Source organism: Brachybacterium phenoliresistens, assembly GCF_000576425.1.
Taxonomy (GTDB): Bacteria; Actinomycetota; Actinomycetes; order Actinomycetales; family Dermabacteraceae; genus Brachybacterium; species Brachybacterium phenoliresistens.
The window spans coordinates 75,955-96,394 of the sequence record NZ_KK069988.1 but is presented as its reverse complement, the minus strand read 5'-3'; the positions used below and the strand labels follow the sequence as shown (position 1 = coordinate 96,394).

15 protein-coding genes are annotated in these 20,440 nt (G+C 72.7%); 8 read left to right on the top strand and 7 right to left on the bottom strand.

Annotated elements, in window-relative coordinates:
* Positions 1-50: 50 nt before the first annotated feature.
* The 3 genes from ilvC to BF93_RS00410 all read right to left on the bottom strand — a co-directional run bounded on the left by ilvC (position 51) and on the right by BF93_RS00410 (position 3,508).
* A complete protein-coding gene (ilvC, locus tag BF93_RS00420; protein ID WP_038369989.1) occupies positions 51-1,082 on the bottom strand; it encodes a ketol-acid reductoisomerase in 1,032 nt (343 codons plus the stop codon).
* A 126-nt stretch (positions 1,083-1,208) separates the two neighbouring features.
* Positions 1,209-1,742 (bottom strand): acetolactate synthase small subunit, encoded by a 534-nt coding sequence (gene ilvN / locus BF93_RS00415; protein WP_051486339.1) that lies wholly within the window; start codon positions 1,740-1,742, stop codon positions 1,209-1,211.
* 2 nt (positions 1,743-1,744) lie between these two features.
* A complete protein-coding gene (locus tag BF93_RS00410; RefSeq protein ID WP_038369988.1) occupies positions 1,745-3,508 on the bottom strand; it encodes an acetolactate synthase large subunit in 1,764 nt (587 codons plus the stop codon).
* Positions 3,509-3,827: 319 nt separating this feature from the next.
* On the opposite strand from BF93_RS00410, the gene BF93_RS00405 reads away from it, so the two are divergent.
* The 7 genes from BF93_RS00405 to BF93_RS00375 all read left to right on the top strand — a co-directional run bounded on the left by BF93_RS00405 (position 3,828) and on the right by BF93_RS00375 (position 12,470).
* Positions 3,828-5,564 (top strand): nitrite/sulfite reductase, encoded by a 1,737-nt coding sequence (locus BF93_RS00405; RefSeq protein ID WP_038369987.1) that lies wholly within the window; start codon positions 3,828-3,830, stop codon positions 5,562-5,564.
* Positions 5,561-6,403 carry a phosphoadenylyl-sulfate reductase gene (locus BF93_RS00400; RefSeq protein WP_038369986.1) on the top strand — a complete coding sequence of 281 codons (843 nt, stop codon included), beginning with the start codon at positions 5,561-5,563 and terminating at the stop codon, positions 6,401-6,403. Before BF93_RS00405 ends, BF93_RS00400 begins: the two co-directional genes overlap by 4 nt.
* Positions 6,400-7,329 carry a sulfate adenylyltransferase subunit CysD gene (gene cysD, locus BF93_RS00395; RefSeq protein ID WP_038369985.1) on the top strand — a complete coding sequence of 310 codons (930 nt, stop codon included), beginning with the start codon at positions 6,400-6,402 and terminating at the stop codon, positions 7,327-7,329. The genes BF93_RS00400 and cysD overlap by 4 nt, the downstream gene beginning before the upstream one ends.
* Positions 7,329-8,651: a sulfate adenylyltransferase subunit 1 gene (locus BF93_RS00390; RefSeq protein WP_051486338.1), complete on the top strand. Its 1,323-nt coding sequence runs from the start codon at positions 7,329-7,331 to the stop codon at positions 8,649-8,651. Before cysD ends, BF93_RS00390 begins: the two co-directional genes overlap by 1 nt.
* A 1-nt stretch (position 8,652) precedes the next feature.
* Positions 8,653-9,573 (top strand): sulfite exporter TauE/SafE family protein, encoded by a 921-nt coding sequence (locus BF93_RS00385; protein ID WP_051486337.1) that lies wholly within the window; start codon positions 8,653-8,655, stop codon positions 9,571-9,573.
* Positions 9,574-9,675: 102 nt separating this feature from the next.
* Positions 9,676-11,259: a uroporphyrinogen-III C-methyltransferase gene (cobA, locus tag BF93_RS00380; protein ID WP_232226137.1), complete on the top strand. Its 1,584-nt coding sequence runs from the start codon at positions 9,676-9,678 to the stop codon at positions 11,257-11,259.
* 23 nt (positions 11,260-11,282) lie between these two features.
* On the top strand, positions 11,283-12,470 hold the full coding sequence (locus BF93_RS00375; RefSeq protein WP_038369984.1) for an epoxide hydrolase family protein: 1,188 nt from the start codon (positions 11,283-11,285) through the stop codon (positions 12,468-12,470).
* Here BF93_RS00375 and ilvD read toward each other — a convergent pair.
* Positions 12,440-14,272, bottom strand: a complete 1,833-nt coding sequence (gene ilvD, locus BF93_RS00370; protein ID WP_038370416.1) for a dihydroxy-acid dehydratase — start codon at positions 14,270-14,272, stop codon at positions 12,440-12,442. The two genes, BF93_RS00375 and ilvD, sit on opposite strands and share 31 nt — an antisense overlap.
* Before the next feature lie 78 nt (positions 14,273-14,350).
* Between ilvD and BF93_RS00365 the strand changes: the two genes are divergently transcribed.
* Positions 14,351-15,211, top strand: coding sequence for a helix-turn-helix transcriptional regulator (locus BF93_RS00365; protein ID WP_038369983.1), 861 nt, complete (start codon positions 14,351-14,353; stop codon positions 15,209-15,211).
* On the opposite strand, the gene BF93_RS00360 is transcribed toward BF93_RS00365, so the two are convergent.
* The 3 genes from BF93_RS00360 to BF93_RS00350 are packed head-to-tail and all read right to left on the bottom strand — an operon-like array spanning position 15,127 to position 20,329.
* On the bottom strand, positions 15,127-17,490 hold the full coding sequence (locus BF93_RS00360; RefSeq protein WP_051486336.1) for a GNAT family N-acetyltransferase: 2,364 nt from the start codon (positions 17,488-17,490) through the stop codon (positions 15,127-15,129). The two genes, BF93_RS00365 and BF93_RS00360, sit on opposite strands and share 85 nt — an antisense overlap.
* Positions 17,487-18,809 carry a lysine N(6)-hydroxylase/L-ornithine N(5)-oxygenase family protein gene (locus BF93_RS00355; protein ID WP_038369982.1) on the bottom strand — a complete coding sequence of 441 codons (1,323 nt, stop codon included), beginning with the start codon at positions 18,807-18,809 and terminating at the stop codon, positions 17,487-17,489. The genes BF93_RS00360 and BF93_RS00355 overlap by 4 nt, the downstream gene beginning before the upstream one ends.
* On the bottom strand, positions 18,806-20,329 hold the full coding sequence (locus BF93_RS00350) for a pyridoxal phosphate-dependent decarboxylase family protein (RefSeq protein WP_051486335.1): 1,524 nt from the start codon (positions 20,327-20,329) through the stop codon (positions 18,806-18,808). Before BF93_RS00350 ends, BF93_RS00355 begins: the two co-directional genes overlap by 4 nt.
* Between the last annotated feature and the right edge of the window lie 111 nt (positions 20,330-20,440).

Sequence of the window (20,440 nt, the reverse complement as noted above, 5' to 3'; positions counted from 1 at the left end):
CGCACCGAGCGATCTGCTCGGGGCGGGGCTCTGCGCTGCGGGGCCGGGGATCAGCGCGCGGCGCTGCCCTCGGTGTAGTCCTCGTCCACGGACTGCGCGCTCCAGGAGAACATCTTGCGCAGGTCCTTGCCGACGGTCTCGATCGGGTGCTGCGCCTCCTTCTCGCGCAGCTCCTGGAACTCGACGGCGCCGTTGTCCTGGTCGTCGATGAACCGCTTGGCGAAGGCGCCGGACTGGATGTCCGCGAGGATGGCCTTCATGTTCGCCTTGGTCTCGTCGGTGACCACGCGCGGGCCGGAGACGTAGTCGCCGAACTCGGCGGTGTCGGAGATCGACCAGCGCTGCTTGGCGATGCCGCCCTCCCACATGAGGTCGACGATGAGCTTGAGCTCGTGCAGCACCTCGAAGTAGGCGATCTCCGGCTGGTAGCCGGCCTCGCTGAGGGTCTCGAAGCCGGCCTGCACCAGGTGGCTCATGCCGCCGCACAGCACGGCCTGCTCGCCGAAGAGGTCGGTCTCGGTCTCCTCGGTGAAGGTGGTCTTGATGACGCCGGCGCGGGTGCCGCCGATGCCCTTGGCGTAGGACAGGGCCACGTCCCAGGCCTGGCCGGTGGCGTCCTGCTCGACGGCGACGATGTCCGGGATGCCGCGGCCGGCGACGAACTCGCGGCGCACGGTGTGGCCGGGGGCCTTGGGCGCGATGAGCAGCACGTCGACGCCCGCGGGGACCTCGATGTAGCCGAAGCGGATGTTGAAGCCGTGGGCGAAGGCGAGCGCCTTGCCCTCGCTGAGGTGGGGGGCGATCGACTCGGCGAAGACCTTCCGCTGGTCCTGGTCCGGGGTGAGGATCATGATGAGGTCAGCCCACTCGGAGACCTCGGCGGGGGTGCCCACGCCCAGGCCCTGCTCCTCGACCTTGGCGCGGGACTTCGAGCCCTCGCGCAGGCCCACGCGCACCTCGACGCCGCTGTCGCGCAGGTTCAGCGCGTGGGCGTGGCCCTGCGAGCCGAAGCCGATGATGGCGACCTTCTTGCCCTGGATGATCGAGAGGTCGGCGTTGTCGTCGTAGAACATCTCTGCCACGGTGTGGCTCCTTCGTCTGGTCGGTGCTGGTCAGGTGCCGCAGGGCGGCACCGGCGATGGGAGGGATCCTATCGCTGTGCGTCTTACGTTCTGAGAGGACGTCTCCGGATGCGAGACGCCGCGGTGTCAGGACAGGAGGGTCCGATCGGTGATGGACCGCCCGCCGCGGGAGATCGCCACCGCGCCGGACTTCACGATCTCGCGGATGCCGAAGGGTTCCAGCATCGAGAGCATCGCGGTGATCTTGTCGTCCACGCCGGTGGCCTCGATGGTGACGGCGTCCGGGGAGGCGTCCACCACCTTCGCACGGAACATCTGGACGATCTCCAGCACGGAGGTCCGGGTGGTGTTGTCCGTGCGGACCTTCACCAGCAGCAGCTCGCGCTGGACGGACTGGCGCGGCTCGAGCTGGACGATCTTGAGCACGTTGACGAGCTTGTTGAGCTGCTTGGTGATCTGCTCGAGCGGGTGCTCGGCGACGTCCACGACGACCGTGATCCGGGAGATCTCGGGGTGCTCGGTCGGCCCGACCGCGAGGGAGGCGATGTTGTACCCACGCCGCGCGAAGAGGGCCGAGACGCGCATGAGCACGCCGGGCTTGTTCTCGACGAGCACCGAGAGGGTCTGGGTGGTCTCGGGGTTGGTGGTGCTGTGGTCCATGGTCAGATGTCCCTCTCCCACTCGGGGCTCATGCCCTGGGCGATCTGGATCTCGTCGTTGGAGACGCCGGCGGGCACCATCGGCCACACCATCGCGTCGGCGCTGACCGTGAAGTCCACGACCACGGGGCGGTCGTCGATCTCCATGGCGGCCTCGATCGTCGCATCGATGTCCTCGTCGCGCTCGCAGCGCAGCCCCGCGCAGCCGTAGGCGTCCGCGAGCTTGACGAAATCGGGCACCCGCACGGTGCCGTGACCGGTGTTGAGGTCGGTGTTCGAGTAGCGCTTGTCGTAGAACAGGTTCTGCCACTGGCGCACCATGCCGAGGCTCGAGTTGTTGATGACCGCGACCTTGATCGGGATGTTGTTGATGACGCAGGTGGCGAGCTCCTGGTTGGTCATCTGGAAGCATCCGTCGCCGTCGATCGCCCACACCGTCTTCCCGGGCTGTCCGACCTGCGCGCCCATGGCGGCGGGCACGGAGTAGCCCATCGTGCCCAGTCCCCCGGAGTTGATCCAGGTGAAGGGGTTCTCGAAGCGCAGGAACTGGCTGGACCACATCTGGTGCTGGCCGACGCCGGCGACGAAGATCGACTCCGGGCCGGAGATCTCGCCGATCCGGGAGATCACGTGCTGGGGGGCGGAGTGGCCGTCGGCCGTGGCCGTCCAGCCCAGCGGGTACGTGTCGCGCAGCATCCGCAGCGTGCTCCACCAGGCCTCGTAGTCGCGCGGATCGGACTCGGCCTCGGCCAGGCGGGCGCGCACCTCGGCGGCGAGCGAGGCGGCGACCTCGCGGGCCTCGCCGACGATCGGCACATCGGCCTCGATGTTCTTGGAGATCTCCGCCGGGTCCACGTCGGCGTGGACGATCTTCGCGCCGGGCGCGAAGGAGTCCAGCCGGCCGGTGACCCGGTCGTCGAAGCGGGCGCCGATGGCCACGATGAGGTCCGCGCGCTGCAGCGCGGAGACCGCGGAGACGGTGCCGTGCATGCCGGGCATCCCCAGGTGGGAGGGGTGCGAGTCGGGCAGGGCGCCGCGGGCCATGAGGGTGGTGACGAAGGGGGCGCCGGAGACGTCCACCAGCTCGGCGACCTCCTGGGAGGCCCGCCCGCGCAGCACGCCGCCGCCGAGGAGGAACACGGGGCGCTTCGCCTCGAGCAGCATCTGCGCCGCCTCGCGGATCTGCTTGTGGTGGGGCGAGGGCGCCGGGCGGTAGCCGGGCAGGTCCAGGCCCTCGGGCCAGGAGAACTCCGTCATCGCCTGCTGGGCGTCCTTGGTGACGTCCACGAGCACGGCGCCGGGCCGGCCGGTGGAGGCGATGTGGAAGGCCTGCTTGATCACGGAGGGGATCTCCGCGGCGTCGCGCACGAGGAAGTTGTGCTTCGTCACCGGCATCGTCATGCCGACGATGTCCGCCTCCTGGAAGGCGTCGGTGCCGATGAAGGTCGAGCCGACCTGGCCGGTGATCGCGACCATCGGGATGGAGTCCATCTGCGCATCGGCGATCGCGGTGATGAGGTTGGTCGCGCCCGGGCCCGAGGTGGCCAGGCACACGCCGACCTTGCCGGTCGCGTGGGCGTAGCCGCTGGCGGCGTGCCCGGCGCCCTGCTCGTGGCGCACCAGGATGTGACGGAGCTTCTTGGCGTCCATCAGCGGGTCGTAGGTGGGCAGGATCGCGCCGCCGGGAAGGCCGAAGACGACCTCGGCCCCAGCATGCTCGAGGGACTCGACCAGCGACTGCGCGCCGGTCATCTGCTGTCCGGTCATCGGAACTCCTTCGTCGTCTCGGGACGGGGTGCATGGGCGGCCGTGCCCGGGAGCCCCTCCGTCCCGCGCCCGGATTCGGACACGAAAAAGCCCCTCGGCCTGGGGCTCCTGAGGGGCGCGCGGATGACGTGCTCGAAGTACCGAGAGGGCGTCAGCCGCGCTCGGGAACTACGAGGAGGATCATCTGCATGCCGCAACCATACGGCGGCCGCCCCGTGCCGCACCGTCCGTCCGGATCGCGAGACGCACATCGCATCCGTGTTCACGCAGGGACATAACGACTTGTGCCCCAGGCACATAACGCCGCATTATGGCCAGTATGGTCGACACCGCCCCATCGACGAACCCGTCCGCCGACGTCCCCGCGCCGCCCCGCGTCCGCCCTTCCCGCTCCGGGAAGCCGCAGGGCCAGTGGCTCGTGGACGGCACCGATCCGCTCAACCACAACGAGGAGTTCAAGGCCGAGGACAACGGCCTGAACGTGCGCGAGCGCATCGAGAAGATCTACTCCCGCGAGGGATTCGACTCCATCTCCGGGGACGACCTGCACGGTCGCTTCCGCTGGTGGGGCCTGTACACCCAGCGCCGCCCCGGCATCGACGGAGGGCGCACCGCGCAGCTCGAGCCGCACGAGCTCGAGGACCGCTACTTCATGCTCCGCGTGCGCAGCGACGGCGAGCTGCTGTCCGCCCGCGCCCTGCGCGTCCTGGGAGGCATCTCCACCGACTTCGGCCGCGGCAGCGCGGACATCACCGATCGCCAGAACATCCAGTACCACTGGATCCGGGTCGAGGACGTCCCCGCCATCTGGGACCGCCTGGACACCGTGGGCCTGTCCACGACCACCGCCTGCGGCGACACGCCCCGCGGCTTCCTCGGCAGCCCCGTCGCCGGCGTCGCCGCCGACGAGATCATCGACCCCACCCCGGTGATCGCGGAGATCAAGCGCCGCTACATCGGCGATCCGGAGCTGGCGAACCTGCCCCGCAAGTTCAAGACCGCGATCACCGGCCACCCGAGCCTGGACGTCGTCCACGAGATCAACGACATCTCCCTGGTCGGCGTCGTCCACCCCGAGCTCGGCCCCGGCTACGACCTGTGGGTCGGCGGCGCGCTGTCGACCACCCCGCGCCTCGGCGAGCGCCTGGGCGCCTTCGTCCGGGAGGACCAGGCCGCCGACGTCTGGCACGGCGTGGTGCGGATCTTCCGCGACTACGGCTTCCGCCGCCTGCGCAACAAGGCCCGCCTGAAGTTCCTGCTGGAGGCCTGGGGCACCGAGAAGTTCCGCGAGGTGCTGGAGACCGAGTACCTCGGCTACGCCCTGGCCGACGGGCCGGCGCCGGAGCGCTCCTCCTCCCCGGGCGACCACGTCGGGGTGCACCTGCAGAAGGACGGCCGCTCGTACATCGGCGCCTCCCCCACCGTCGGCCGCGTCGGCGGCGGGCTGCTGACCCGCCTGGGCGACCTCGTCGAGGAGCTCGGCGCGGACGGCGTGCGCCTGACCGCCCACCAGAAGCTCGTGCTCCTGGGCGTGCCCGCGGACCGCGTCGAGGACGCCGTCGCCGGCCTCGAGGAGCTGGGGCTGTCCACCCGGCCCGGCCCGTTCCGCCGCTCGACCATCGCCTGCACCGGCATCGAGTACTGCAAGCTGGCCATCGTGGACACCAAGGACACCGCGGCCCGCGTGATCGACCGCCTCGAGGAGCGCCTGGCGGACCTCACCCCCCAGCTGGACCAGCCGCTGAGCCTCCACGTGAACGGCTGCCCCAACTCCTGCGCCCGGATCCAGACCGCGGACATCGGCTTCAAGGGCCAGATCGTCACCACCGACGACGGCCAGCAGGTCCCCGGCTTCCAGGTCCACCTGGGCGGATCCCTCGCCTCGACCGACACGGAGGAGGCGCAGCTGGGACGCACCCTGCGGCGCCACAAGGTCACCGCGACCGACCTTCCGGACTACATCGAGCGCGTTGTGCGACGCTTCGTGGAGAAGCGAGAGCCGGCGGAGTCGTTCGCCGCCTGGACGCACCGCGCCGATGAGGAGGATCTGCGATGACCACCGAGCCGACGACCGAGACCCCCGAGGAGCGCACGGCCCGCCTGCGCGCCCTCGCCGAGGACGCCTCCGCGCGCTTCGCGCGCCTGGAGGACGAGCTGGACCCCGAGGAGCTGGCCCTGGCCGTCTCCGCCTGGGCTGCCGAGACCTTCGGATCCTCCCTCGCGGTGGCCTGCTCGATGGCCGACGCCGTGCTCCCCCACGTCGTCTCCCGTCGCGCCCCCGGCGTGGACGTGCTGTTCCTGGAGACCGGCTACCACTTCCCGGAGACCCTCGCCACCCGCCACCGGGTCGCGAAGGAGCTGGACGTGAACGTCGTGGACGTGATGCCCGAGCGCACCGTCGCCGAGCAGGACGCCGCCTTCGGGGCCCGCCTGCACGCCCGCGACGCGGCCGCCTGCTGCGCCATGCGCAAGGTGGACCCGCTGCGCAAGGCCCTGTCCGGCTACGACGCCTGGGTGACCGGCGTGCGCCGCGAGGAGGCGCCCACCCGCGCCAACGCCCCGCTCGTCACCTACGACGAAGCCTTCGGCCTGGTGAAGATCAACCCGCTGGTGCTGTGGTCGTTCGAGCGCCTGATGGCGTACTCGCGCGAGCACGCGCTGCCGGAGAACCCGCTCATCCACCAGGGCTACCCGAGCATCGGCTGCGCGCCCTGCACGCGGCCCGTCGCCCCCGGCGAGGACCCGCGCGCGGGCCGCTGGGCCGGCTCGGCCAAGACCGAGTGCGGCCTCCACCCGGGGGACTCCCCCGCCCAGACAGCCACCCCGGCGAGCGGCGCCGCCCCCATCGCCGCGCTCTCCCTCGTCTCCGTGACCCCCGACCAGGAGGACCGATGACCGCGACCGCCCAGCACCCGGGCGTCTCCACGGAGCACGCCTCGCTCCTCGACGCCCTCGAGAGCGAGGCCATCCACATCATCCGCGATGTGGTGGCCGAGCTCGAGCGGCCCGTGATGCTCTTCTCCGGCGGCAAGGACTCCGTGGTGATGCTGCATCTGGCGGCCAAGGCCCTGTGGCCCGCCCCCGTCCCCTTCCCCGTCCTCCACGTCGACACGGGCCACAACTTCCCGGAGGTGCTCGAGTTCCGGGACCGGACCGTCGAGAAGCTCGGGATCGAGCTGGTGGTCGCCTCCGTGCAGGACTACATCGACGACGGCCGGCTCCAGGAGCGGGCCGACGGCACCCGCAACCCGCTGCAGACCGTCCCGCTGCTGGACGCCATCGAGGCCGGGCGCTTCGACGCCGTCTTCGGCGGCGGCCGCCGCGACGAGGACAAGGCCCGGGCCAAGGAGCGCATCTTCAGCCTGCGCAACGCCTTCGGCCACTGGGACCCCAAGAACCAGCGCCCCGAGCTGTGGCACCTGTACAACACGCGCCACCGCCCCGGGGAGCACGTGCGGGTCTTCCCGCTGTCGAACTGGACCGAGCTGGACGTGTGGCGCTACATCGCCCGGGAGGGCATCGAGCTGCCGCCGCTGTACTACGCGCACCAGCGCGAGGTCATCGAGCGCGACGGCATGCTGCTGCACCCCGGCGAGCACGTCGAGGTGCGCGAGGGCGAGGTCCCGCAGATCCGCTCGGTGCGCTACCGCACCGTCGGGGACATGTCCTGCACCGGAGCCGTCCTCTCGGACGCGGCCGATGTCCAGGCCGTGATCGCCGAGGTCGCCGCCACCACCGTCACCGAGCGCGGGGCCACCCGCGCCGATGACCGCCTCTCCGAGGCCGCCATGGAGGACCGCAAGAAGGAGGGCTACTTCTGATGACCACCGCCGACATCCTCCCGGGTCGCCTCGAGGACCGTCCCGCCCGCACCTCGACCCTGCTGCGCCTGGCCACGGCCGGCAGCGTCGACGACGGCAAGTCCACGCTCATCGGCCGCCTGCTGCACGACACCAAGTCCGTGCTGGCCGATCAGCTCGCCTCCGTCGAGGCCGCCAGCCGCAAGCGCGGCTGGAAGGGCGAGCTCGCCGATCTGGCGCTGCTCACCGACGGCCTGCGCGCCGAGCGCGAGCAGGGCATCACCATCGACGTCGCCTACCGCTACTTCGCGACGGCCGACCGCTCCTACGTCCTGGCGGACACGCCGGGCCACGTGCAGTACACCCGCAACACCGTCACCGGCGCCTCCACGGCCGATGTCGTGGTCGTGCTGGTGGACGCCCGCAACGGCGTGGTCGAGCAGACCCGTCGCCACCTGGCCATCGCGGCGCTGCTGCGGGTCCCGCACGTGGTCGTCGCGCTGAACAAGATCGACCTCGTCGAGCAGCCGGAGGCCGTGCATGCGCAGGTCCTCCGCGACCTCGAGGCCGTGGGCGAGGCCACCGGCCTGCGCGACCTGCACGTCGTGCCGGTCTCGGCGCTGCTGGGCGACAACGTGGTCACGCCGTCCGAGCGGACCCCGTGGTACTCGGGCCCCACCCTGCTGGAGCTGCTGGAGACCCTGGAGCCGTCCGAGGACCTCCTCGAGGGCCCCTTCCGCATGCCCGTGCAGCTGGTCATCCGGCCGCAGCAGGGCGCCGTGGACCCGCTGCTGGTGGACTACCGCGGCTACGCCGGGATGATCGCCTCGGGCGCCGTCTCGGTCGGCGACGAGGTGAGCGTGGCCTCCTCCGGCATGCGCAGCACCGTGGTCGGCATCGACCGCGCCGGCACCAGCGTCGACCGCGCCGAGGCCGGGCTCTCGGTCACGCTGCGCCTGGCCGACGAGCTGGACATCTCCCGCGGCGACCTGCTCGCCGGGGGCGACGCCCCGCGGGAGACCGACCAGTCCTCCGCGGTGCTGTGCTGGCTCTCCCCCCAGGCCCTGCGCCCCGGTGCACGGCTGCTGGTCAAGCACGGCACCCGGACGGTGCAGGCCCGGGCGCTGGGCATCCGCGAGCGCCTGGACGTCTCCTCCCTGACGGTGGAGCCGGCGGAGATCGCCGAGCTCAACGACCTGGTGCAGGTGGATCTCGCCTTCGCGCAGCCCCTGCCGCTGGAGCCGTACGGACTCACCCGCGAGGGCGGCTCCTTCATCGTCATCGATCCGCACGACGGCACCACCCTGGCCGCCGGCATGGTCGGCGCCGAGCTGCGAGCCTGAGGTGCCCCTGGAGCTGCTGCTGACCGGCCTGGCCGGTCTGCTGGCGCAGACGGTCGACGGCGCCCTGGGGATGGGCTTCGGCATCACCTCCGCCTCGCTGCTGCTGGCCACGGGCATGGCTCCGGCGCTGGTCAGCGCCTCGGTCAAGGTCGCACAGCTCGGCACGACCCTGGCCTCCGGGGCGAGCCACTGGCGGGCTGGGAACGTGGACCCGCGCATCGTGCTGCGCCTGGCCGTCCCCGGCGGGATCGGGGCGCTGACGGGCGCGGTGCTGCTGTCGTACCTGTCGACCGCGGCGGCCGCGCCCGTCATGTCCCTGCTGCTGCTGGTGCTCGGCGTCCTGGTGATCATCCGCTTCGTGCGGCGCCGTGCGGCGGCCGCCTCGGAGGCCGCCGCCGCGCCCCGCTCCCGCCTGCTGGTGCCGCTGGGCATGGTGGGCGGGCTGGTGGACGCCACCGGCGGGGGCGGCTGGGGCCCGGTGGTCACCTCCACCCTCCTCACCACCGGCGCCGCCGCGCCGCGGCGCGTGATCGGCTCGGTGTGCACGGCGGAGTTCGTCGTCACCGCGAGCGCGAGCATCGGCTTCGTGCTGGGGCTGGGCGTCGGCGGGTTCCCGCTGGGCATGATCCTCGCCCTGATGGCCGGCGGCGTGATCGCCGCGCCCTTCGCCGCACGCCTGGCCGGGCGCCTGCCCGCACCGGTCCTCGGCGTGTGCGTCGGCACCCTGATCATCTCCCTGAACGCCGGGACCGTGCTCGCCGCGGCCGGGCTGCCCGGCGGCGCCGCCGCCCTGGCGCACGCCGGGATCGTCATCGCCTGCCTGGGCGTGCTGGCCCGCACCGTCCTGCGCCACCGGCGCGCGGCGCGGTCGCCCGAGAGCGCGCCCGCCGCCCCCGCCCCGGTGCCGGCCGAGATCGCCTGACCCAGGTCACGATCAGGGTCCTCCCCCTGATCCGGGGCGCGGCCGAGCGCCGAGCCCGGATACTGTTCCCCCACCCGGCCCCCGACCCCTGCGAGGACACCCGTGACCGCATCGCCCCGCCCCGACGCCCTCGACCCGCTGGACCCCGCCGCCCTCAGCGGCGCCCGCCTCGGGGACGGCGAGGTCGCCCTCGTCGGCGGCGGGCCGGGCGCCCTGGACCTCATCACCGTGCGCGGCCTCGCCCTGCTGCGCCAGGCCGATGTCGTCGTGGTCGACCGTCTCGGGCCGCGGGACCTCGCCGACATGCTGGGAGAGGGCGTCGAGGTGATCGAGGTCGGCAAGGCCCCCGGCCGCCATTCGCTGCCGCAGCGGGCCATCGGCGAGCTGCTGGTGCGCACGGCATCGGCCGGGCACCGCGTGGTGCGCCTCAAGGGCGGGGACCCCTTCGTGCTGGGCCGCGGAGGCGAGGAGGTCCTCGCCTGCCGCGCGGCCGGGATCCCGGTGCAGGTCGTGCCCGGGGTGACCTCGGCGATCGCCGGCCCCGCCGCCGGGGACGTGCCCCTGACGCATCGCGGCACCGCCGTCGCCGCCCACATCGTCAACGCCCACGGGGACCTGGGACCCGCCGATCTCGCCGCCCTGGCGGACCCGGGCACCACCACCGTGCTCATGATGGGCGTCGAGTGGCTGCCCCGGCTCGTGTCGCAGGCGCTGCTGAGCGGCATCGACCCGCACACCCCGGTCGCCATCGTGCAGGAGGCGACGCTGCCCGGCCAGCGCGAGGCCCGCGGGACCCTCGGCACCATCGTCGAGGTCGCCCGCCGCGAGGGCATCGCCTCCCCCGCCGTGATCGTGGTGGGCCGCACCGCGGCGGCCGGCTTCCTCGCACCCCACGAGGAACCCGGGCCGTCGCACGGCTCGGGCCGCGAGGCGGTCGAGCCCGGGCCCGCCGCCCCCGGCGCGCCCGAGGTCCCGAGCGCCCCCTATCTCATCGCCTGCGCGCACGGCACCCGCTCCCGGGAAGGACGCGACGTGGTGCGCGCGCTCATGATGCGGGTGCGCGAGCAGCTGCCGGACGTCCCCCTGCGCGAGGCCTACGTGGACGTGCAGTCGCCCGACCTCGTGGACGTCGTGCGCTCCCTCGCCCCGCCGCGCGGCGAGATCCGCACCCGGGAGTCCGAGGGCATCGCCGCCGCGGTGGTGGTGCCGCTGCTGCTGTCCACCGGGATCCACGTGGGCCATGACATCGCCGACGCCGTCGCCGGCCGCGATGCGGTCGCCGCCGCGCCGATGGGCCCGGACCGGCGCCTCGCCGAGGTGATGGGCCAGCGCCTGCAGGAGGCGGGGGCCCGCGCCGGGGACGCCGTGGTGATGGCCGCGGCCGGCACCCGCGACCCGGCCGGCCAGGCGATGGCCGAGGAGATGGCCGCGCTGCTCTCCGAGCACCTCGAGCGGCCGGTGACCCTCGCCCACATCGCCGCGGCGAGCCCCTCGGTCCCCGAGGCCGTGGCCGCCGCCAGGGCGGAGGGCCGCCGCGTCGCGCTCGCGAACTACCTCCTGGCCCCCGGCTACTTCCACGGACTGCTCGAGCACGCCGGGGCCGATGTCCTGGCCGGCCCCCTGGGCGATCATCCGCTGGTGGCCGAGGTCGTCGTGGACCGCTACCAGGCGGTGCTCGGAGCCTGACGCGCCGGGTACGGTCGAGTGCCATGGACGCCGCCGTGCACCCCTTCTCCTTCCGCGCCCCCGAGGCGGACCTCGAGGACCTGCGCTCCCGGCTCGCCGCAGCGCGTCTGCCCGAGCCCGAGACGGTGGCCGGTGCCCCGCCCGGACCGGGACGCTGGAGCCAGGGAGTCCCCCTCGCCGATCTCACCGCCCTGGTCGAGCATTGGCGCACCGGCTACGACTGGCGGGCCTTCGAGGACCGCCTGGACCGGATCGGCCAGTTCCGCACGATCATCGACGGCCTGGGGATCCACGTCCTGCACCGCCGGTCATCCCATGCGGACGCCGTGCCGCTGATCCTGACCCACGGCTGGCCGGGCAGCATCGCGGAGTTCGCGCACCTCGTGGAGGAGCTGGCGCAGCCCCGCGATCCGGACGCCCCGGCCTTCCATGTCGTCGTCCCGTCGCTGCCGGGCTTCGGCTTCAGCGACCGGCCCGCCGCCCCGGGCTGGGGGACGGAGAGGATCGCCGCGGCCTGGGTCGAGCTGATGGGCCGCCTCGGCTACGACCGCTTCCTCGCCCATGGCGGCGACTGGGGCGGGAACATCACCACGGTTCTGGCCGGGCGGTTCCCCGAGCATGTCCTGGGCATCCACACCACCTTCGCCGACGCCCCGCCCGGGCTGTCCCTCGACGGGCTGACGCGCGAGGAGCGGGACTGGGCGCAGCAGACCCGGGACTTCTACCGTGGTCCGCGGGGCGCGTACGCGAAGCAGCAGGCGGCCCGTCCTCAGACCATCGGATATGCGCTCGTGGACTCGCCGGTGGGTCTGCTCGCCTGGCTCCTCGATAAATTCGCCGAATGGTCCGACACCCACGACAGCCCGTTCGAGACGATGTCTCGCGACCGTCTCCTGGACGACGTGACCCTGTACTGGCTGACGCGCACCGGCGCATCGGCCGCACGCATCTACGCCGAGAGCCACAGCGCGATGGACCCGGAGCTGCGCGTGCACGTCCCGGCCGCGATCACGATGTACCCGGCAGACATCGAGAAGTGCCCCCGGCCGTGGGCGGAGGTGCGCTGCCGGAGGATCGTCCGCTGGTGCACGCCCGAGGCCGGAGGGCACTTCCCCTCGCTCGAGGTTCCCGAGCACTTCGTCTCGGACCTCCGGGAGGGCCTTGCGGCGGTGCTGGCCGCTCAGTCCAGCGGCCGGCGGGTGGCGCCGTAGGTCGCCGAGCGCACCAGATGGGCGTAGACCTTCAGCGCCTGGCTGACCTGGCGCTCGCGGTTCTTCGGACGCCAGGGCAGGGGTCCCCGGGCCGCGCGGCGGCGGTCCAGCTCCTCCTGCGGCACGTCCAGCTGGAGCAGGCGCTTGTCGACGTCGAGGATGATGCGGTCCCCGTCCTCGACGAGGCCGATGGTGCCGCCCTCGGAGGCCTCCGGGGAGATGTGGCCGATGGACACGCCGCTGGTGCCGCCGGAGAAGCGGCCGTCGGTGATGAGGGCGCACGCCTTGCCCAGGCCCCGCCCCTTGAGGAAGGACGTCGGGTAGAGCATCTCCTGCATGCCGGGGCCGCCCTGGGGGCCCTCGAAGCGGATCACGACGATGTCCCCCGCCTTGACGGTCTTGTCGAGGATCTTCTGGACCGCCTCCTCCTGGGACTCGCAGACCACGGCGGTGCCCTCGAAGTGGAACAGGTCCTCGGTGATGCCGGCGGTCTTGATGATCGCGCCGTCCTCGGCGAGGTTGCCCTTGAGCACGCACAGCCCGCCGTCCTTGGTGAAGGCGTTCGGGACCGAGCGGATCACGCCGTTCTCGCCGTCGACGTCCAGCTCCTCCCACATGTTCGTGGTCGAGAACGCCTGCGTGGTGCGCACGCCGCCGGGGGCCGCGTGGAAGAAGGCGCGGGCCTCCTTCGTGACGCTGCCGCCGCGGATGTCCCAGTCGGCGAGCCAGCTCTGCAGGTCCGGGGAGTGCACGGAGTGGACGGAGTGGTCCAGCAGACCGGCGCGGTCCAGCTCGCCGAGGATGGCGGGGATGCCTCCGGCGCGGTGGACGTCCTCGATGTGGGCGGTGCCGTTGGGCGCGACCTTGGACAGGCACGGCACCGAGCGGGAGAGCCGGTCGATGTCCTCCAGGCCGAAGTCGATCTCGCCCTCGATGGCGGCGGCGAGGATGTGCAGCACCGTGTTGGTGGAGCCGCCCATGGCGACGTCCAGGCTCATGGCGTTGGTGAACGCGGCCTTGGTGGCGATGTTGCGCGGCAGCACGGACTCGTCGTCCTCGCCGTAGTAGCGCCGGCACATCTCGACGATGGTGCGGCCCGCGCGCAGGAACAGCTCCTTGCGCAGGGCGTGGGTGGCCAGCGTCGTGCCGTTGCCCGGCAGGGACAGGCCCAGCGCCTCGGTGAGGCAGTTCATGGAGTTCGCGGTGAACATGCCCGAGCAGGAGCCGCAGGTCGGGCAAGCGTTGTCCTCGATCTCGGCGAGCTGGGCGTCGGTGACCGAGTCGTCCACCGACAGGGCGATCGCGTCCACGAGGTCCAGGCGGTGGTCGACCACGCCCTCGACGGGCTTGCCGGACTCCATCGGCCCGCCCGAGACGAAGATGACCGGGATGTTCAGGCGCATGCCGGCCATGAGCATGCCGGGGGTGATCTTGTCGCAGTTGGAGATGCACACGATCGCATCGGCGCAGTGGGCGTTGACCATGTACTCCACGCTGTCGGCGATGACATCGCGGCTGGGCAGCGAGTAGAGCATGCCGCCGTGGCCCATGGCGATCCCGTCGTCCACGGCGATGGTGTTGAACTCGCGGGCGATGCCGCCCGCCTCCTTCACCGCTCCGGCGACGAGGTCGCCCATGTTCTTGAGGTGGACGTGGCCGGGGACGAACTGGGTGTACGAGTTGGCGATCGCGATGATCGGCTTCCCGAAGTCCGAGGTCTCCATGCCGGTGGCGCGCCACAGGGCGCGGGCGCCGGCCATGTTGCGGCCGTGGGTCGAGGTGCGGGAGCGAAGCTGGGGCATGGTGACCATTAGGCCACGCCCGCGCGCGCGGCACCAAGAGCCTGCCACTACTAGTGGTGAAGGTGATAGTTTTCAGGCATGTCGATGGACCAGGCGCGGCGCTCGGAGCTGGGGACCTTCCTGCGCGACCGGCGGGGTGCCGCCGTGCGCGCGGACTACGACCTGCCGCCGGTGGGCCGCGGGCGCACCACCGGGCTGCGGCGCGAGGAGATCGCGTTCCTCTCCGGCGTCTCGGTCACCTGGTACACCTGGCTCGAGCAGGGCCGGGACATCAACCCCTCCCGGCAGGTGATCGACGCGATCGCGGTGAACCTCCACCTCACCGAGGCGGAGCACGACTACGTGCTGGGCCTGGCCGGATTCGCCCCGAACCCCCGGCCGGAGCTCAGCGAGCCGGAGCCGGTCCCCGCGCATGTGCAGCTCCTGCTGGACGCCCTGGACCCGGCGCCCGCCTTCGCCCTCACCCCGCACTGGGACGTGGCGGCGTGGAACACCGCCTACCAGGGTCTGTTCCCCGGAGTGCTGGACACTCCGCCGACGGAGCGGAACCTGCTGCTGCTGATCTTCCTGGACGAGCGCGTGCGCGCCATGCTCCCCCAGTGGGAGCTGACCAGCGCGCAGTTCCTCGCGGAGTACCGCGCCGAGTCCGGCGGCCGCATCGGCGGCCCGCAGCACGTGCGCCTGGTCCAGCACCTGCGCGCGACGAGTCCCGAGTTCGCGCGCGCCTGGGATGCGCACGCCGTCGAGCGCTTCACCTCCCGCCGCCGCCAGTTCGAGCATCCCGTGGCCGGGCACCTCGAGTTCGAGCAGGTCAACGTGCTCCCTCAGGACGTGCCCGAGCTGCGGATCATCAGCTACCTCCCGGCGGCGGGCACGGACACCTCCGATCGCGTCGCAGCGCTCTCCCGCGCCACCGGGTTCGGCATCTCCCCCGCGTAGAGCAGCGACTCCGCCTGGTTGCCGAGGTCGACCATCTGGAGGGTGTTGCGCAGCTGGAGACGGTTCAGGCAGGAGTGGGCGAAGGTCTGCCCGCGCAGGTCCACGTCCCCGGCGAGTCCTCGGGCGAGGCTCGGGTGGTCGGACTCGTAGGCGTCCAGCGTCTGGGCGACCAGGCCCCAGAAGGCATCGGCCCGGATCAGGCCGTCGGCCTCGAGGATCCCGCAGAGATGGCGCAGCACGCCGTCGAAGACGTCGGTCTGGATGGACAGTGCCTTCTCCGCGCCGGTGCTCAGCGCGCGGATCCGGCCGATGACCTCCGGCAGCGGGCGGCGGCCCACGACGGCGACCTCCTCGCCGATGTCCTTGAGGAAGGCGCCCACCACGCGGTGGTCGCGCAGCCTCAGGATGAGGTTCTCGCCGTGCGGCATGAACACCACCTCGTGGGCGAGCAGGGCATGCACCAGCGGGCGCAGGTAGGCGTCGAGGAAGGCGGCGACCCAGGTGCAGGCGTCCAGGCCGGAGGCGCGGATCAGCTCGCCGACGAGGGAGCGGCCGGTGTGGTCGCGGTGCAGGAGGGCGGCCATGGTCATGGCCTGCTCCCCCGGGCCGAGCAGCGGCACCGGGCTCTCCCGCCACAGCGCCGCGAGCATCTTGCGGTGGGGGTTGGGTTCGCGGGTGCGGTGGTAGACGTCCCCGGTGTACCCCAGGGCGGAGCGCTCGCGCAGCACCGAGAAGCCGCGGGCGGCGAACTCCGCGTCCCCGCGCACCAGCTCGGCGACCCAGTCGTTGATGGCGGGCGTGTCGCGCATGTAGCGCGGGGAGAGCCCGCGCAGGAAGCCCATGTTCTGGATCGCGAGGGCGACCTTCACGTACGGCGCCCCCGGCCGGGTGCGGTTGAAGAAGGTGCGCAGGGACTGCTGGGGCTGGTGCTCGTCCCCGCCGGGCCCCAGCGGCACGAGATCGCCCCGGGCGATGTCGGCCGCGAAGGTGATGGGCAGGCGATGCTCGGCCTGCCAGGGGTGCAGCGGCAGCAGGTGGTAGTCGTCCGGGTCCAGCCCGCGCCGGGCCAGACGCCCGGCGAAGGCATCCTGCTCCTCGGGGCTGAGGGCGGTGGCCCGGTGCGCCGGCTCGTCGAGCCCCTCGCCGAGGGACAGGTGGCTGAGCGCGCGACGGGCGGCGACCCACACGAGCCGGGTGCGCCGTCCCTCCTCGGGGGCGTAGGCACGGTAGTCGGACAGCCCGTAGCCGATCCGGCCGTTGCCGGCGAGGAAGCCCGGATGCCCCTCGGTCATGGCCGCCTCGACCGTCTGCAGGTCCGCGTCCACCAGCTGCGGGGAGGTGGGGCGGTTCCCGGCGCGGGCGGCATGGAGCTTCGCGCAGGTGCTCGCGAAGGTGGAGGCGAGCTCTTCGAGGTAGGTCGAGGCGAGGGCGTCGGGCAGGCCCAGCAGGTCCTGGGCCTCGCGGACGAACTCGAGCACGTCCAGCGGCAGGTCCCGGTCCCCGTCGTGCCGGGTGAGGGAGGCCTCCTCGATCAGCCAGTGCTCCAGCGGCAGCAGCCGGGCGCGGAAGCGGTAGCGGGAGGCCGCGCCCGGCAGCTCCAGCTCGTAGCGCCCCTCGCCCAGGTGCCGCGGGGCGAGCATGCGCTCGTGGCTGAACTCGGCGATGGCCTTGGCCAGCAGATGCCGGTGGGCGGTCGCGGCGACATCGGCCGCGAGGTGGGCATGGGGGTCCGTGCCCTCCCCCAGCGGGGAGGCCGCGAAGTCCTCCCGGGTGCACACGCTGAGGACGGCGCGCTTGTCGCCGAGCTCGATCTCCCCCAGGACCCGGAAGCCGGCCGCGGCGTTCTTGGCGAGGATCGCGGTGTTGCGCGCATCGGGCTCGACCACCACGCGCTGGGCGCCGAGCCCGCCCTCGGCGACGGGGCCGAGGCAGAACCGCAGCACGGCCTGCATGACGCGGGCGGTGAACCCGTGGACGGGGTCGCCCTGCGGCGGGCCGATGAGCAGGTGCATGCCGAGATCCCCGGGCCGGGGCGCGAGATGCTCGGCGGGGATGAGGATCGCGGGGTCGTACGTCTCGACGTAGGCCTGCTCGGCGCCGTCCACGGCGAGGATCCACCCGTCCTGACGGGGATCGGCGTCGACCGCCTCGAGGTACTCGCGCACCTCGGGCGGGCGGTGGCGGGTCATCTGCCAGAACACGGCGCGGTCCTCGGCCAGCCAGCGGTGCACCTGCTCGGCGTGGCGGGCGGGGTCGACGGGGGTGAGGTCGATCGTCATGAGAGCTCCTCCTGGAGGACGCCGGCGGGCAGGCCGAAGGTCTGGAAGGCGATGCGCCGTTCGATGGGATACGGTTCGCGCCCGGTGATCGCGGCGAGGACCACGCTCGCGCGCCACGGGCCGAAGCCCAGGTCGGGGGCGGTGACGCCGTGGGTGTGCTCCTCGATGCCGAGGGCGTGGATGCGGCCGGCCGCATCGACGGTGTAGTCGCGGGCCACGTCCAGCCGTCCCTGCGCGTCGCGGCGGATCCGCTCCCCCATCGGCCCCAGCAGATCGGGGACGCCGGCGCGGTAGCCGGTCGCGGCGACCACGGCGCGGGTGCGGTGCTCGGCCCGGGTGCCCAGCAGGCCGTGCTCGAGGGTGAGCACCTGCTCGCCGGTGTCCGCGTCGTGCCGGGCGTCGGTGACGGCCACGTCGCTGAGCAGGGTCGTCGCCGGCGTCCGGCCATCCTGGGAAAGGCGGTACAGCAGGTCGTGGATCTCGTCGATCAGATCTCCGCTGATGCCCTTGTACAGCGAGCGCTGCTCGCGCCCGAGCGCCGCCCGCCGCTCCGGCGGCAGCGAGCGGTACAGGTCGGTGTACTCCGGCGAGGTCATCTCGAGGGTGAGCTTCGTGTACTCCATCGGGAAGAAGCGCGGGGAGCGGGTCACCCAGTCCACGCGGACGCCCCTCGCATCGGCCTCCTCGAGCAGGTCGCGGTAGATCTCCGCGGCGGACTGCCCGCTGCCGACGACGGTCACCGAGCCCGCGGCGAGCAGCTCCTCGCGGTGCTCGAGGTAGCGGGAGCTGTGGACCGCCCCCGCGCCCAGGGACGCCAGCGCCTCGGGCAGCACCGGCGCGGTGCCCAGCCCCAGGGCGACGTGCCGGGCCCGATGCTGCTCGATGCCGGTGGTCGAGCCGTCGGCGCCCAGCACCTCCGCGGTCACCAGCAGATGGTCCTCGCACTCCTGGACCGCGACGACGCGCCGGCGCCAGCGCAGGGTGTCCAGCTGCTCGGCGACCCATCGGCAGTAGGCGTCGTACTCCGAGCGCAGCGGGTAGAAGGACTCGCGGATGTAGAAGGGGTACAGCCGCCCGGTCGCCTTGAGGAAGGCCAGGAAGGAGTAGCGCGAGGTGGGGTCGGCCATGGTCACCAGGTCGGCGAGGAAGGGCACCTGGATGGTGGCGCCCTCGATCATCATCCCGGGGTGCCAGCGGAAGCCGTCCGCCTGGTCGAGGAAGAGCGCGTCGACGTCCTCGAGGGGGTCCGCGAGGGCGGCGAGCCCCAGCCCGAAGGGCCCGATGCCGATGCCGACGAGGTCATGGATGCGCTCGCTCATCGGCGGCCTCCCTCGGCGGCGAGGTCCGCGCCGGCGAGCAGCCCGCGGCCGGTGGCGCGCACCAGGTCCAGGACCGCGGCGACGTCGGCGAGCGTGGCCTCGGGGTTGAGCAGGGTGAGCTTGAGCCAGGGCCTGCCGTCGACCACGGTGCGGGCGACCATCGCCCGCCCGGACTGGAACAGGATCCGGCGGATCAGCGCCACGTGGGCATCGGCGGTCCCGTCGGCCACGTGCGGCGGCTGGAAGCGGAACAGGACGGTGCTGAGGTCGGTGCGCCCCAGCACGGTGAAGTCGCGGTCCTGCGCGAGCAGGTCGTGGACGGCGGCGGCCAGGTCGCAGACCTCGTCGACCATCTCGCCGAGGCGGTCCGCGCCGAGCGCTCGCAGGGTGGTCCACAGCTTGAGCGCGTCGAAGCGGCGGGTGGTCTGCAGCGACTTGTCGACCTGGTTGGGCTCGGCATCGGCCGATGCCGCCTCGGCGGCGGGGTTGAGGTAGTCGGCGTGCCAGGCGGTCGCCGCGAGATCCGCGGGACGGCGCACGATCACGGCGCTCGAGGACACGGGCTGGAAGAAGGTCTTGTGGAAGTCGACGGTCACCGAGTCGGCCCGGTCGATCCCCTCGAGCAGGTGGCGGCGGCGCGCGGAGAGCATCAGCCCTCCGCCGTAGGCGGCGTCCACGTGCAGCCAGGTGCCGCAGGGCGCGCAGGCCTCGGCGATGGCGGGCAGCGGGTCGATGAGGCCGCGGTCCGTGGTGCCGGCGGTCGCGACGACGGCCATCGGCGTGCGCCCCTCGGCGGCGAGGCGGTCCAGGGCCTCGCGCAGCGCGGCGGGGTCCATGCGCCCGCTCGCATCGGCCGCGACGGGGACCACGGCCTGCTCGCCGAGCCCCAGCAGGAGCGCCGAGCGGGCGATGGAGAAGTGGCTCGCCCCGGTGGTCAGGACCCGCAGGTCCGCGGCCGCCTCGAGGCGCGGCCGCGGATCGGCGCGCAGCGCCCGCTCCCGGGCGATGAACAGGGCCTGGAGGTTCGACTGGGTGCCGCCGGAGGTGAACACGCCGTCCCCGCCGGCCAGTCCCAGGCGGTCCGCGGTCCAGCCGATGAGCCGCTGCTCCATGAGCGTGCCGACGAGGGACTGGTCGTAGGTGTCCACGGAGGTGTTGATGGCGGCGAGCATGGCCTCGGCGGCGACGGCGGGCACGGCCACGGGGCAGTTCAGGTGGGCGAGATAGCTGGGGTGGTGGAACCACACCGCGTGGGCGGCGTAGAGCTCGTCGGCCTCGAGCAGGGCGGCGCGGGCCCCGATGCTCCGCTCCCCCAGGGGCACGGCGGCGACGAGCTCCTCGAGGGCGGCGCGGTCCATGCCGGAGGACGGGGCGTTGATCGTCCGGAAGCGATCGGCGAGGCGGTCGACGACCTCGTGCAGCAGGGCGGAGTAGTCACCGGCGGTGCGGGCGCCGAGCAGGGCGCCGGGAGGCGCGGCGGGGTCGCTCGGGTCGGCGACCTGCTGGAGCAGCTCTGACATCGACGAGGTCCTTTCGTTCCGGCCTTAGGGTTGCCTCACCTAAGATCACAGATCGGTCTCGCCGCAACCCCCGGATCCATCGGGATGAGATTCACCACGCCGCCGTCACCT

Excerpts from the sequence above, each read along its gene's own strand:
- BF93_RS00350 (WP_051486335.1), bottom strand. The coding sequence starts at position 20,329 with ATGTCAGAGCTGCTCCAGCAGGTCGCCGACCCGAGCGACCCCGCCGCG.
- BF93_RS00375 (WP_038369984.1), top strand. The coding sequence starts at position 11,283 with ATGGACGCCGCCGTGCACCCCTTCTCCTTCCGCGCCCCCGAGGCGGAC.
- ilvD (WP_038370416.1), bottom strand. The coding sequence starts at position 14,272 with ATGCCCCAGCTTCGCTCCCGCACCTCGACCCACGGCCGCAACATGGCC.
- BF93_RS00355 (WP_038369982.1), bottom strand. The coding sequence starts at position 18,809 with ATGAGCGAGCGCATCCATGACCTCGTCGGCATCGGCATCGGGCCCTTC.
- BF93_RS00360 (WP_051486336.1), bottom strand. The coding sequence starts at position 17,490 with ATGACGATCGACCTCACCCCCGTCGACCCCGCCCGCCACGCCGAGCAG.
- BF93_RS00390 (WP_051486338.1), top strand. The coding sequence starts at position 7,329 with ATGACCACCGCCGACATCCTCCCGGGTCGCCTCGAGGACCGTCCCGCC.
- BF93_RS00405 (WP_038369987.1), top strand. The coding sequence starts at position 3,828 with ATGGTCGACACCGCCCCATCGACGAACCCGTCCGCCGACGTCCCCGCG.
- cysD (WP_038369985.1), top strand. The coding sequence starts at position 6,400 with ATGACCGCGACCGCCCAGCACCCGGGCGTCTCCACGGAGCACGCCTCG.
- BF93_RS00365 (WP_038369983.1), top strand. The coding sequence starts at position 14,351 with ATGTCGATGGACCAGGCGCGGCGCTCGGAGCTGGGGACCTTCCTGCGC.
- BF93_RS00410 (WP_038369988.1), bottom strand. The coding sequence starts at position 3,508 with ATGACCGGACAGCAGATGACCGGCGCGCAGTCGCTGGTCGAGTCCCTC.
- ilvN (WP_051486339.1), bottom strand. The coding sequence starts at position 1,742 with ATGGACCACAGCACCACCAACCCCGAGACCACCCAGACCCTCTCGGTG.
- BF93_RS00400 (WP_038369986.1), top strand. The coding sequence starts at position 5,561 with ATGACCACCGAGCCGACGACCGAGACCCCCGAGGAGCGCACGGCCCGC.